Source organism: Curtobacterium sp. MCSS17_008 (assembly GCF_003234185.1).
In the GTDB taxonomy this organism is placed as follows: domain Bacteria; phylum Actinomycetota; class Actinomycetes; order Actinomycetales; family Microbacteriaceae; genus Curtobacterium.
In genome coordinates this window covers 70,870-83,654 of sequence record NZ_QKSM01000004.1, presented here as the reverse complement: position 1 = coordinate 83,654, position 12,785 = coordinate 70,870, and the positions used below count along the sequence as shown (strand labels likewise).

The following is a 12,785-nucleotide window of genomic DNA, read 5'->3' as shown; positions in this document are numbered from 1 at the left end:
CTGTTGGTTCCAGGAACTGTACGTCCGGAAGCCACACGAACGCAAACGTTTCGTCATGAAATCAACACGAACGAAGGAACGCCCGACCTGCCGGAGCAGATAGGGCGTTCCCGTGGAGGTCGAGCGGGTCGTCAGTCGTCGTACGGCACGCGGTCGCTCGACCCGATCCCCGCGCGCTGCCGGTACGACAGGTGACCGCCGAGGTAGCCGCCGACGCTGACGACGAGCAGGCCGGCGAACCCGAGCGCCTTGCCCGCAGCGGTGTTCCCCTTCCGGCGCTGCCACCAGGAGAGCCCGAAGAACGTGATGCCGACCCAGTTCACGGCCTGGTGCACCCACCCGGTGCGCCGCTGCTCGAGGGAGAGCTCCGACCAGTCGACGTACCCGGCGAGGGAGGCGCTCCCGGCCGAGGCGATCCCGACCCCGGTGAGGGTCTGCGCCGCGCGGGCGTTGCCCTTCCCGCCGATCGCGTCGAGGACGGCCGCCGAGATCCACGCGCCGAGCGGCACCTGCACCATGAGCGGGTGCAGCGGGTGTCCGAACGGGACGCCGTGCAGCAGCTGTCGGAGGGCCTTCGGCTTGGCGACGGCGCGCACGAGGCGCGTGTCGAGGTCGACGGCCTTGTCGAGCACGCTCGCGCGCTCGATGGAGTCGGTGAGGCGACGCAAGATCGGCAGTTCCGGCATGTCATGGACCCTAGGCCGCCAGGCCCGGTGCCGGTTCCAGGAACCGGCACCGGGCCTGGCGGTGCGTCCCGTCGGTCCGGGTCGTCAGACCGCGGCGAGCGCCGACGTCGGCGGGATGCGCGCCGCGCGCGCCGCCGGGTAGATCCCGGACACGCCGCCGATGACCACCGTCGAACCGAGGCCACCGGCGACCGCCCACAGCGGCACCGCCACGGGAGCACCGTTCGCGATCGCGAAGGCCGCCGTCACGCCGACGCCGATGACGACCCCGGCGATGCCGCCGAGCAGCGACAGCAGCAGCGACTCGACCAGGAACTGGTCACGGATGTTCCGCCTCCTCGCACCGAGCGCCCGCCGGACCCCGACCTCGGCCCGCCGTTCGAGCACCGTGACCACCATGGTGTTCGCGACGCCGATGCCGCCGACCAGGAGCGCCACCCCGCCGATGCCGACGAGGAGCCCGGTGAAGGAGTCGTCCGTGGCGTTCTTCGCAGCGAGTGCGTCCGACGGGTTCGTCACCCCGACCAGGCCGGGCTGGTCCGGACGGATCGCACGGGCCAGCACGTCACGCGCCTGGTGCACCCGCGCCGGGTCGACGCGGGTGTAGACCGCCGACGGCTCCCCGGTGAAGCCGAGGCGCTCGGCGAGCCCGCGGGGGACGAACACCTGCGTGTCGAGGTCAGGCGCGAGCTGCAACGAGTCGAGGATCCCGACCACCTGCACCCACTGCCCGCCCATCCAGACGCGGGTGTCCGGCTGGACGCGGTCGATCCCGAGGGACGCCGCGGCCTCGGCGCCGAGCACGACCTGGTCGACCGCGTCCGGGCGGGTGTCGAGCCAGCGTCCGGAGGCCGTGCCGCCGCCGAGCACCGCGGGCACGTCGCCCCAGGCCGCCATCGTCCCGATGCCCTTCGTCTCGAGCGGGGACACGAACGGGTTCCGGTAGACGTAGCCCTTGTCGACCTTGCCGACGCCAGCGGCTGCGAGGACGTCGTCCTGCCGCCGAGCCGAGTCGACCGCCGTCTCGGGGAGCGGCGGCGACTCCCCGAAGCCCTGCGCCTTCGTGGCGGTGAGCACGTTCGTCCCGAGGGCGTCGAGCACCTGGTCGAGCTTCGCCTTGCTCGACGACGAGATGCCGACGACCGCGATCATGGCCGCGATGCCGATCGCGATGCCCAGGGCGGACAGCACGACGCGGGTGGGTCGGGTCCGAAGACCGAAGAGTCCGAGGCGCAGCAGGTCAGCCGCGCCGACTGCCCTCCGGCGGCTCATCGCTCGGCCCCGGAGCCGTACGCGCCGACGAGCCCGGTGCCCGCGGCGCGGATCGTCTCGGCGAGCACCCGGGCGTCGGTACGGGTGCCCTTCGAGTCCTCCTGCACCTCGCCGTCCCGCATGCGGACCTGCCGCGGGAGGGCGGCGGCGAGCTCGAGGTCGTGTGTGATCACGAGCACCGTCGTCCCGCCGGCGTTGAGCTCGCGCAGCAGGTCGAGGATCGCCGCTCCGGATGCGGTGTCGAGCGCGCCGGTCGGCTCGTCGGCGAGCAAGATCGACGGGTCGCCGACGATGGCACGGGCGATGGCGACCCGCTGCTTCTCGCCACCGGAGAGTTGGTGCGGCCGGTGGTCGACGCGGTGTCCGAGGCCGACCCGCTCGAGGGCCGCGACGGCGCGCCGCCGCCGATCGCGCTGCGGGGTGCCGGTGTAGAGCAGGCCGTCGGCGACGTTCTCGGTCGCGGTCGCCCCCGTCTGCAGGTGGAAGTGCTGGAACACGAACCCGATGTGCTCGGCGCGCAGGGCGGAGAGGTCGTCGTCCCGCATGGCGTCGACCTGGTTGCCGGCGATCGTCAACGTGCCCGAGGTCGGCCGGTCGAGCGTGCCGACGATGTTGAGCATCGTCGACTTGCCGGAGCCGGACGGACCGACGACGGCGACGAGCTCGCCGGGGTCGACGTCGAGCGACACTCCTCGGAGCGCATGGACGTCACCGTAGGTCTTCACGACGTCGCGGAGCGCGACGACGGGCGCATCAGCGGCCGGGCGGTCGGACGCGCTCACGATGGCACCACGACCCGGTCGCCCTCGTGCACGCCCCCGGTGACCGCAGCACGCCCGTCCGCGACGAAACCGACCTCGACGGGTACACGCTTCGTGGTCGAGCCGTGCACCACGTCGACGGCGTACTCGCCGTCCCGGTCACCGGCGACGAGCGCCGCGATCGGCACGGTGGTGACACCCTTCTCGGTCCTGCCCGAAGCCGTGACCTGGGCCGACGCAGCGGTGGGGAGCTCCCGGTCGCCCTGCTCGAGCGCGATCGTGACGGCGACCTTCGCGGCGGAGTCGCCCTCGGCCGGAACCGGGGCGGCATCGACGACGCTGCCCGTGATCGGGTCGCCGGTCCCGTTGACGAGCACGCGGACCTCCGTGCCGACGGACAGCCGGTCCGCGTCCTGCTGCCCCACGGTCGCCGTCACGACACGCTCCGTGCTCGTCACCTGCAGCACGTCGCCGCCAGCGGGTTGGCCGAGTTGCCCCACGACGGAATCGACGCGGACGTCACCGTCCACGAACGCGACGTCGTCCGCGGTCAGGACCCCGGTGACCGTGCGGCCGCGGTCCTCCTGCCACTGCCGCACGGCGGCGAGGGTGCGCTTCCCGAACACGTCGTCTTCGGCCACCGAGTACCCGAGCCCGGCGAGGTTCGTGTTCAGCTGCGCGACGTCGGCGCCCCGGAGTCCGTACTCGAGCGACCGCCAGAGCGGTACGGATCCGTGCATGGCACGGACCTGCCGCTCGTCGACGGCGTAGAGGGGTTCGTCGCGGTGGATCACCTGCCCAGGGGTCGGCAGCCAGGTGAGCGTGCCCTGCGCGACACCCGGGATGCCGACGGGCTGCCCGTACCCGAGGGTGCCGGCGAAGACCTGTTGGTCGGTCAGGGTCTGCTTCGTCACCGGAGCGGTCGCGCGTCGCTCGTGCGGCGTCTCGGCCGATGCGGCGTCCGGGCCGCCGTCGAGCAACGCCCAGGTCGCCGTGCCCGCGCCGAGCACGGCGACGAGGCAGACGCTCGCGATGAGGACGCGCCGCGTGGTGCGCTTCGTGGTGATCATGTCGTGCTCCTGGTCCCGGGCGCTGGTCACAGCTGCTTCGTCTGGGTGTCCGGCGCGTACTCGTGGAGGCACTCCTGGAACACCTCCTCGAACTCCGGTTCCGTCGCGCGGGCGTAGTCTCCGGTGCTGATGCCGCCTGGCTCCTGCTCGGGGAAGTCGGGGTACCCGTTCTCGCGGATGCACGAGGCGACCGCGGCGTACTGGCGCTCCCACTTCTGGTGCTGCGCATCGCTGCTGCCCTGGATGCCGAGCTGTCGCGAGCAGTCGCCCGCACGTGTCGACCAGGCGTCGCGATCGACACCCGGCGGCACGACCTGGACGCCCGACCGGACCTCGTCGTCGGACACGTCGGCGACGTCGAAACCGCCGTCGCGCATGCAGGCGGACCACTTCGCGCCGACGCCGTCAGCGGCGGCCTCCGTGGAGGTCGACGTCGTGTCGTCGGACGAACAGGCCGCGAGGCCGAACGGCAGGGCCACGGCGAGGAACGCCGCGGTGCGGAACGTGGTGGATCGTGATGTCGTGGTCATGTCCTCCATGCTCGGGAAACCCGTGTTTCTGCAGGTGAGCCGGAGTGGTTACATGCGCGAAACCCGGGCTGCCTGCGACGGTCAGTGACCTCCGGACACCGGCGGGTGCTCGTCGAAGCAGCGCTCGACTCGCTGCTCGTACCCCTGCTCGTCGCCCGGCTGGTACTCGGTCTGCGCCTCCGGGTCGTCGGGGAAGTCGGGGAACCCGCCGTCCCGCAAGCACTCGGCGAACTCCGGGCTGGAACCCGACGACTGCGCCGGTCCGGTGACGCCCACTGCGCCCCCTCCCGGCACCTTGTCCGCGCACTCCGCGGCGTCCGCCAGGTACTGGTCGGGGTCCGCACCCTCGGGGACGGAGAACTTGTGGCCATCGTCACCCGCGCCCTCGTCGGACACCGCGTAGCCCTTGTCACGCAGGCACTGGTTGATCGCGAGCGTGCGGTCCTTGACGGACGTCGTCGTACCACTGGCGGACGGGGTCGGGTCGGTGGCGCCCCCGGTCGAGGAGCACGCCGTCAGACCACCTCCGACGAGCAGCAGGACGGCGGCGGCGATGGTCGCGCGGCGCGAGAGGGGGACGGGACCGAGGCGTGTGGTGTTCGACATGCGTCCCACTCCAGCGCCGAGGACGTTTCCCCGACGCGCGACCGATGGTCACGCCGACGAAACAGCGGTGCGCACGTCGACCACCAGGCCGCCCTCGGCCCGTGGCCGGACGTCGAGTCCCCACCCGTGCGCCCGGGCGATCGCGGCGACGATGGAGAGTCCGAGTCCGCTGTGCCGGTCCGACCCGGCACGATCACCGCGGCAGAACGGCTCCACCAGCCTGCCCGCCGTGACCGCGTCGACCACGTCCCCGCTGTTGGCGACCGAGAACCCGTCACGACGCACGACGACCTCGACCCAGCCACCCGGCCGGTTGTACTCGACCGCGTTGGCGACGAGGTTGCGCAGGAGTTGCCGGACCAGCGTCGGCTCAGCCGTGACGACGAGTCCGTCGACGACGTCGGCCGTCGTCCGACACGTCAACGCGATGCCGGCGTCTCCTGCGCTGCCCGTCGCCTCACCGGCGACTTCGCACGCGAGCGTCTCGCAGTCGACCGGCTCGGTCCGGCCGTCCAGCCCGCGTTCGGCCTCGGCGAGCACGAGCAGGCTGTCCACGAGCCGTTCCGTGCGCCGGTTCTGCTCGAGGAGCTCCGCACGCACCGCGGCGATCCCAGCCGGATCGGCGTCGTCCGGCAGCCCGACCTGCAACGCCGCGCGCTGGACGGCCAGGGGCGTCCGCAGCTCGTGCGACGCCTGCGCGACGAAGCGCCGCTGGCTCTCGAACGCGGTCTCGAGACGGTCGAGCAGGTCGTCGATCGTCCGGGCGAGCCGACGGAGTTCGTCGTCGGGGCCGTCGAGGGCGATGCGCTCGTGCAGCGTCGACGCCGACAGCGAGCGGGTGATCGCGGTGATCCGGTCGACGGGTCGCAGGACGCGTCGGCTGACGAACCACCCGACGCACCCTGCGAGCACCCCCGACGTGACGATGCCGAACGCCGCCCACTGCCACTGCGTCGTGGTCGCCAGCTGCACGACCGCGGCCCCACCGGAGGCCCCTGCCCCGCCTGGTCCGGTCGCGTCGGGCACCGGTGCCGGTTCCGCGCCGTCGGAGGTGTCGGGACGGAGTTCCACCGACACCGCCCGGTACTCCGACGCGAAGGTCCGGACCGACCCGCTCGTCACGAGCACCAGGACGGCCGCCGTGATGACCATCGACGCGAGCGCGAAGGCCAGGGTCGTCCGCGCCCCGATCGACCAGAGTCGCGTCACAGCGCGTAGCCCTGCCCGGGGACGGTGCGGATCGGGTCGGGGGCCCCGAGCTTCCGGCGGAGCTTCGACATCGTCACGCGCACCGCGGCGGTGAACGGGTCGATGTTCATGTCCCAGACCTTCTCGAGGAGTTCCTCGGCCGGGACGACCCGGCCGTCGGCCCGGAGCAGGACCTCGAGCACGCCGAGCTCCTTCGTCGTGAGGTCGAGCGGCCGTCCGTCGCGCGTCGCCATCCGGCGGTTCGAGTCGAGCATCAGCCCGTCGCGTTCGAGCACGGGTGGGACGGCCACGGTGCTGCGCCGTCCGAGCGCCCGGACGCGGGCGACGAGCTCCGGGAACTCGAACGGCTTGGCCAGGTAGTCGTCCGCGCCGAGCTCGAGCCCGTGCACGCGGTCGGTCAGCGCCGTCGCGGCGGTGAGCATGAGGATCCGGGTGCCGACCGGGCGGGTGGCGAGTCGCCGCGCGACCTCGTCCCCGTGCATGCCCGGCAGGTCGCGGTCGAGCACGACGACGTCGTAGTCGTTGACGGCGAGGAGCTCGTCCGCGTCGTCGCCACGGTACGTCACGTCCACCGCCATGTCCTGTCGGCTCAGACCCCGGGCGACCAGGTCCGCCAACGCCTCCTCGTCGTCCACCACCAGCACTCGCATGTCGGTATTCCACATGTCGTACCTACGAGTCCGCTGGGTCGACGTGGACGGTCCCCCGGATCTCGTCGAGCCGGACGACGAACACCCGACTGCTCGGGCCGGGGGCGGTGAACAGGGGTACGGCGTCGATCGCGAAGGCGTCCATGCCCCGACCATGACGGAACCCCTGTTTCCCGGCCGTTACCCGGGCTACTCCTCGACGATCTCCCCGAGCTCGAAGGGCTCGACGACGAGGGACTCGCCGTCGTCGGCGACGTCCACACGGACGGTGTCACCGTCACGCACGTCACCGGCCAGGATCGCCCGCGCGAGCTGGTCGTCGATCTGCCGCTGCATGAGGCGGCGGAGCGGCCGCGCGCCGTACACCGGGTCGTAGCCGCGTTCCGCGAGCCATCCGCGTGCCGACGGCGTGACGGCGAGCTCCAGCCGCCGGTCCGACAGCCGTCGGGCGAGCCGGTCGACGTACAGCGACACGATCTGCCCGAGGTCGTCCTGCGTGAGCGCGTGGAACACGACGATGTCGTCGAGACGGTTCACGAACTCGGGTCGGAAGGACTGCTGGACGAGTTCGCGCACGGCCTCCTCGCGCTGGGCGTCGTCCAGCGACCGGTCGGTGAGGAACTGGGACCCGAGGTTCGAGGTCAGGATCACGATGGTGTTCCGGAAGTCGACCGTCCGGCCCTGCCCGTCGGTCAGGCGCCCGTCGTCGAGCACCTGGAGCAGCACGTCGAAGACCTCGGGGTGCGCCTTCTCGATCTCGTCGAGCAGCACGACCGAGTACGGGCGGCGGCGGACGGTCTCGGTGAGCTGCCCGCCGGCCTCGTAGCCGACGTAGCCGGGCGGGGCGCCGATCAGTCGCGCGACCGAGTGCTTCTCGCCGTACTCGCTCATGTCGATGCGGACGAGGGCCTTCTCGTCGTCGAACAGGAACTCGGCGAGCGCCTTGGCGAGCTCGGTCTTGCCGACGCCGGTGGGGCCGAGGAACAGGAACGAGCCGGTCGGACGGTCCGGGTCGGAGATGCCCGCGCGCGTGCGCCGGACGGCCTCGGACACGGTGCCGACGGCGCTCCGCTGCCCGATGATCCGGCGGCCGAGCTCGGACTCCAGGTGCAGGAGCTTCTCGGTCTCGCCCTGCAGCAGGCGTCCCACCGGGATGCCCGTCCACTGCGCGATCACGGCGGCGATGTCCTCGTCGGTGACGCTGTCGTTCACCATCCGCTCGGCGCTCTCGGCCTGCTCCGCTGCAGCGAGTTCGGCCTCGATGCGGGGCTTCTCGCCGTACTCCAGGCGGGACACGGTCTCGTAGTCCGCCTCCCGCTGGGCACGCTGCGACCGCATGTTCAGGTCGTCGAGCTGCTGCTTCAGCTCACCGATGCGGTTGAGGTTCGCGCGTTCGGCCTGCCAGCGGTGCTCGAGCTCGGCGAGACGCTCCTGACGGCCCTCGAGTTCGGCCCGCAGGGTCTCGAGCCGCGCCTTCGACGCGTCGTCCTTCTCCTGCTTGAGGGCGAACTCCTCGACCCGGAGCCGGTCGACGGACCGCTTGAGCTCGTCGATCTCGACCGGGCTCGAGTCGATCTCCATGCGGAGACGACTCGCGGCCTCGTCGATGAGGTCGATCGCCTTGTCCGGGAGCTGGCGTCCGGAGATGTACCGGTTCGACAGGCTCGCCGCGGCGACCAGGGCGGAGTCGTTGATCGTCACCTTGTGGTGCGCCTCGTACCGCTCCTTGAGGCCGCGGAGGATCGCCACGGCGTCCTCGACGCTCGGCTCCCCCACGTAGACCTGCTGGAACCGGCGCTCGAGCGCGGCGTCCTTCTCGATGTACTCGCGGTACTCGTCGAGCGTCGTGGCGCCGATGAGCCGCAGCTCGCCGCGTGCGAGCATCGGCTTGAGCATGTTCGACGCCGCCACGGAGCCCTCGCCGCCACCGGCACCCATCAGGGTGTGCAGCTCGTCGATGAACGTGATGACCTGACCGTCGGAGTCGTTGATCTCCTTGAGCACGGCCTTGAGTCGCTCCTCGAACTCGCCGCGGTACTTCGCGCCGGCGATGAGGGCGGAGATGTCGAGCGACACGAGCCGCTTGTCCTTGAGGGAGTCGGCGACGTCACCCGCGACGATGCGCTGCGCGAGCCCCTCGACGACGGCGGTCTTGCCGACGCCGGGCTCACCGATGAGCACGGGGTTGTTCTTGGTGCGGCGTGTCAGCACCTGCGAGACGCGCCGGATCTCGGCATCGCGCCCGATGACCGGGTCGAGCCTGCCGCTCCGGGCGATCGCGGTGAGGTCGACGCCGTACTGCTCGAGGGCGGTCTTCTGCCGCTCCTGCGAGTCAGGGGCGCCCTGGAGGTTCGCCATGCGGTCCGTCCTTTCGTTGCGGTGGTCTCGTACTTGAGTCTACTGCACTCAACTTACGAACGGGAGGTGGTGTTCCCGATCCCGACCGCGCTGACGAGCGCCCCGGCGAGCAGCAGGAACGCCATCACCACCATGGCCCGGTGGAACCCCGACACGCTCACCCCGCCGCCGAGGACCACACCGGCGAGCGCCACGACCACGAGCCCGGCGACGCGCGCCACGGCGTTGTTCACCGCCGACCCCACCCCGGCCTCGCGCTCCGGCACGGACCCGAGCACCGCGCTCGTCAACGGCGTCACCATCGTCGCGATGCCGATGCCGACGAGCACCAGACCCGGGAGCACCGACCACCAGTACGCGGCCGGTCCGTCGCCAGCACCGAGCATGACGAGCGCTCCGACCGCGGCGATCGCCGGGCCCGCCGCCATGAACCAGCGCGGACCGTACCGTCCGGCCAGGCTCCCGACGGTGGTCGACAGCGCCAGGAGCAGGAGGGTCGGCGGCAGGCTCGCGACCCCGGCGAGCCACGCAGGGAAGCGCCAGACCTCCTGCAGGAACAGCGTGACGACGAAGCCGACCATGCCGAGTGCGCCGTAGATCGACAGCGTCGCGAGGTTCCCGACCGCGAAGTTGCGGGCGCGGAACAGGTCGAGCGGGACGAGCGGCGCTCCCCCGGCCCTGGTCACCCGGAGCTCCCACGGCACGAAGACCACGAGGGCGGCCGCGCCGACGACGAGCGCGGTCACGACGAGCGCCGACGACCAACCCAGACGCTCCTGCTCGATGAGGCCGAGGACCACACCCCCGACGCCGACCACGGCGAGCACGGCACCGAGCACGTCGACGCGCTGTCCACGCTCCGGCCGGACGTCGCCGGTGATCCGCAGCACGAGCGGGATCGTCACCGCGATCGGCACGGCCGACAGCACGAACACCCAGCGCCAGCCGATCCCGTCGACCACGAGACCGCCCACCACGGGGCCGACGATGACCGCTGCGCTGGACCACGCCGTCCACGAACCGATCGCCTTCGCCTGCGCCGCGCCGCGGTAGGCAGCGACGATGGACGCGAGGGAGCTCGGCGTGACGAGGGCCCCTCCGATCCCCTGCACCGCGCGAGCGACGATGAGCACCGCACCGGTCGGCGCCACCGCGCACGCGACCGACGCCAGCCCGAACACGACCAGCCCCCACGTGACGATGCGGACCCGACCGAACACGTCCGAGAGCGAACCCGCCACGAGGATCAGCGACCCGAGGGTGACGAGGTACGCGTCGACGACCCACTGCTGCACGACGAGCCCGCCACCGAGTTCGTGCCGGATCGCCGGCAGTGCCACGGTCACGACGCTCGAGTCGAGCCCGACGACGAACGACGCCAGGATCGCGACGACGAGCACCACACGGCGGTCGTCACGGAGCGGAGCGGTGTGGGTCGGCGTCACCATGGCGCCATCATGCTCCGAGGCACCCCCGGACCGGCAGTCCCCCTCGGGAACACCCCGCACGGAGAAGCCCCCGCGACCGACGTGGTCGCGGGGGCTGCCGACAGGACGGGGCTGGGTGTCCTGGTACCGGTCCCCGGGGAGGGAGCGCTAGTTGCGGGGCTCCGTGGTGGAGTGCGCGTTCGGCTGCACGGACGGCCCCGGGTTCACGACGGCACCGGCGGCGTTCGTCGTGGTGCCGGTGTGCGCGGCGCCCGGCTGTGCGGTGTCCTGCACCGTGCCGTCCTGGGGCTGCTTCTTGTCGTCGCCCATCTCCTTCTTGAAGATGTTGATCGACTGACCGAGGCCCTTGGCGAGCGCCGGGAGCTTCGTCGCACCGAACAGCAGGATGATGATCCCGAGGATGATCAGCAGGTGAACCCCGCCGAGGCCTTGCCACATGTTGACTCCTAGGTTGCTGGGTCTGCGCGCCGTCCTCGTGTCGTCGTCGACACGAGCGGCGGAAGTCCGTCGTCGCCTCATCGTAACCCGCGCCGTCCGGGATGCCCAGATCGGCGGCCGGACGGACACCGGACGCACAGGCAGCACCCCGGGAGCCGCTGCGTCCCGCAGCGTGCACTGTCCGGGCCGAAGGGTCGCGGCAGGGCCGGAGTCGAGGGGCGCCGGCGCTCAGTAGGCGCCCCGCGAGCGCAGGACGGACGGGATCGTCCGCGCGAGGATGGCGACGTCGTGCAGGAACGACCAGTTCTCGACGTAGTGCAGGTCGAGCCGCACACCCTCGGCCCAGTCGAGGTCGGAGCGCCCGCTGACCTGCCACAGTCCGGTGATGCCGGGGGTGACGAGGAGCCGCCGGTCGGCGAAGTCCTCGTACGCCGCGACCTCGCAGGGCAGAGCGGGACGTGGCCCGACCAGGCTCATCGCGCCGGTCAGGACGTTCCACAGCTGCGGGAGCTCGTCGAGTGACGAGCGCCGCAGGAAGGCTCCGACCCGGGTGACCCGCGGGTCCTGCCTGATCTTGAAGAGCGGTCCGGCGCCCTCGTTCTCCGCGGAGAGCTCCGCGACGCGGTCCTCGGCATCGACGCACATCGTCCGGAACTTGCAGATCGAGAAGAGCCGGCTGCCCCGACCCACGCGCTGTTGCCGGAAGACGACCGGACCGCCGTCGTCGATCCGGATCGCCAGGGCGACGGCCACGAACACCGGTGCGAGCAGCAGGAGTCCGATCGACGCTCCGAGCACATCGACCGCGCGCTTGCCCGTCCGGCAGCGGTAGTCCGGGGCCTCGACGTGCATGAGGGGCAACCCGTCGACCGGACGCTCGTGGACGCGACCACCGGCGACGTCGGCGAGCGGGGACGACACGACGAGCTCGATGCCGCGCTCCTCGAGCTGCCACCCGAGGCGGCGCAGGCGCTCGTGGCCCCCGGGGATCGCACCGGCTACCACGACGGCGCCGACACCGCGCTCGGCGGCGAGGTCGAGGACGTCGTCCACGCTCCCGACCACCGGGACGTCCGCCGCGCCCAGCGCCACGCTCGACCCGACGTCGTCCCCGGTCGTGGCGACGGCCGCGACCCGGTACCCGGCGGCAGGCGTCGCCGCGATCCGCCGCCCCACGTACCGGACGTCGACGAGCTCGCCGACGACGAGGACGTCCTGCAGCAGCTCGCCCCGTGCACGCCGGTGCGCCAGCACGGACCGCGCCGCCCTGCGCCCGGTCACGAGCAGGGCGGTGCCGAGCGGGAACGCGATCGCGACGTACCCGCGGGCGATGTCGAGCTGCGCCGAGTACGCGACGACCGCGACCGTCGCACAGGTCGTCAGGCTCGCGGTGAGCACCCGGCGGTACTCCTCTGCGCCGACGCCGGCGATGCGGGCCTCCCGCGTGCGGAAGCCCGCGAGCATCGCCGACCACAGCAGGACGATCGCCGGTCCGGCGGCGAACTCGAGCCAACCCGGGTGCGACGGGGCGAGGAGCGACTCGCCGGGGAACCGGATGCCGTGCGCCACCGCGAACGAGAGGACGAGCAGGACCAGGTCGACGCCGGCGAGTGCCCAGCCGTACCCGGTCAGGCCCGCTCGCGACGCCGGCCGGACCGCGGACGACATCGACGCCGCATGCGCAGTGCCGTGACGGACCGCGAACGACATCGGTGGTCCTCCCGCTCGGCGACCGACGCGCCGGGAGACGCGCGGGT

13 protein-coding genes are annotated in these 12,785 nt (G+C 72.1%); all 13 read right to left on the bottom strand.

The features are described 5' to 3' along the window. Positions 1–131 precede the first annotated feature (131 nt). Complete coding sequence (locus tag DEJ23_RS06105) at positions 132–686, bottom strand: DUF2231 domain-containing protein (protein ID WP_111239388.1); 555 nt, start codon at positions 684–686, stop codon at positions 132–134. Between the two features lie 84 nt (positions 687–770). After that, positions 771–1,958 carry an ABC transporter permease gene (locus tag DEJ23_RS06100; RefSeq protein WP_111239387.1) on the bottom strand — a complete coding sequence of 396 codons (1,188 nt, stop codon included), beginning with the start codon at positions 1,956–1,958 and terminating at the stop codon, positions 771–773. Then, complete coding sequence (locus tag DEJ23_RS06095; RefSeq protein WP_181429143.1) at positions 1,955–2,740, bottom strand: ABC transporter ATP-binding protein; 786 nt, start codon at positions 2,738–2,740, stop codon at positions 1,955–1,957. Before DEJ23_RS06095 ends, DEJ23_RS06100 begins: the two co-directional genes overlap by 4 nt. After that, positions 2,737–3,789 carry a peptidoglycan-binding protein gene (locus DEJ23_RS06090; RefSeq protein ID WP_220034200.1) on the bottom strand — a complete coding sequence of 351 codons (1,053 nt, stop codon included), beginning with the start codon at positions 3,787–3,789 and terminating at the stop codon, positions 2,737–2,739. The genes DEJ23_RS06095 and DEJ23_RS06090 overlap by 4 nt, the downstream gene beginning before the upstream one ends. 26 nt (positions 3,790–3,815) lie before the next feature. Continuing rightward, positions 3,816–4,319, bottom strand: a complete 504-nt coding sequence (locus DEJ23_RS06085) for a hypothetical protein (protein ID WP_111239384.1) — start codon at positions 4,317–4,319, stop codon at positions 3,816–3,818. Between the two features lie 81 nt (positions 4,320–4,400). Further along, positions 4,401–4,925 carry a hypothetical protein gene (locus DEJ23_RS06080; protein WP_111239383.1) on the bottom strand — a complete coding sequence of 175 codons (525 nt, stop codon included), beginning with the start codon at positions 4,923–4,925 and terminating at the stop codon, positions 4,401–4,403. Between the two features lie 48 nt (positions 4,926–4,973). Next, complete coding sequence (locus tag DEJ23_RS06075) at positions 4,974–6,134, bottom strand: HAMP domain-containing sensor histidine kinase (RefSeq protein WP_111239382.1); 1,161 nt, start codon at positions 6,132–6,134, stop codon at positions 4,974–4,976. Next, the gene (locus tag DEJ23_RS06070) at positions 6,131–6,784 is read right to left on the bottom strand and encodes a response regulator transcription factor (protein ID WP_111239381.1); all 654 of its coding nucleotides are present in this window, start codon (positions 6,782–6,784) and stop codon (positions 6,131–6,133) included. Before DEJ23_RS06070 ends, DEJ23_RS06075 begins: the two co-directional genes overlap by 4 nt. Before the next feature lie 22 nt (positions 6,785–6,806). Beyond that, positions 6,807–6,929, bottom strand: a complete 123-nt coding sequence (locus tag DEJ23_RS15890; protein WP_258375284.1) for a hypothetical protein — start codon at positions 6,927–6,929, stop codon at positions 6,807–6,809. 44 nt (positions 6,930–6,973) lie between these two features. Beyond that, positions 6,974–9,142: an ATP-dependent Clp protease ATP-binding subunit gene (locus DEJ23_RS06065; RefSeq protein WP_111239380.1), complete on the bottom strand. Its 2,169-nt coding sequence runs from the start codon at positions 9,140–9,142 to the stop codon at positions 6,974–6,976. Positions 9,143–9,195: 53 nt separating this feature from the next. After that, positions 9,196–10,590 carry an MFS transporter gene (locus DEJ23_RS06060; protein ID WP_111239379.1) on the bottom strand — a complete coding sequence of 465 codons (1,395 nt, stop codon included), beginning with the start codon at positions 10,588–10,590 and terminating at the stop codon, positions 9,196–9,198. Positions 10,591–10,737: 147 nt separating this feature from the next. Continuing rightward, complete coding sequence (gene tatA, locus DEJ23_RS06055) at positions 10,738–11,028, bottom strand: twin-arginine translocase TatA/TatE family subunit (RefSeq protein ID WP_111239378.1); 291 nt, start codon at positions 11,026–11,028, stop codon at positions 10,738–10,740. Positions 11,029–11,256: 228 nt separating this feature from the next. After that, the gene (locus tag DEJ23_RS06050; RefSeq protein ID WP_111239377.1) at positions 11,257–12,738 is read right to left on the bottom strand and encodes a sugar transferase; all 1,482 of its coding nucleotides are present in this window, start codon (positions 12,736–12,738) and stop codon (positions 11,257–11,259) included. Positions 12,739–12,785 lie beyond the last annotated feature (47 nt).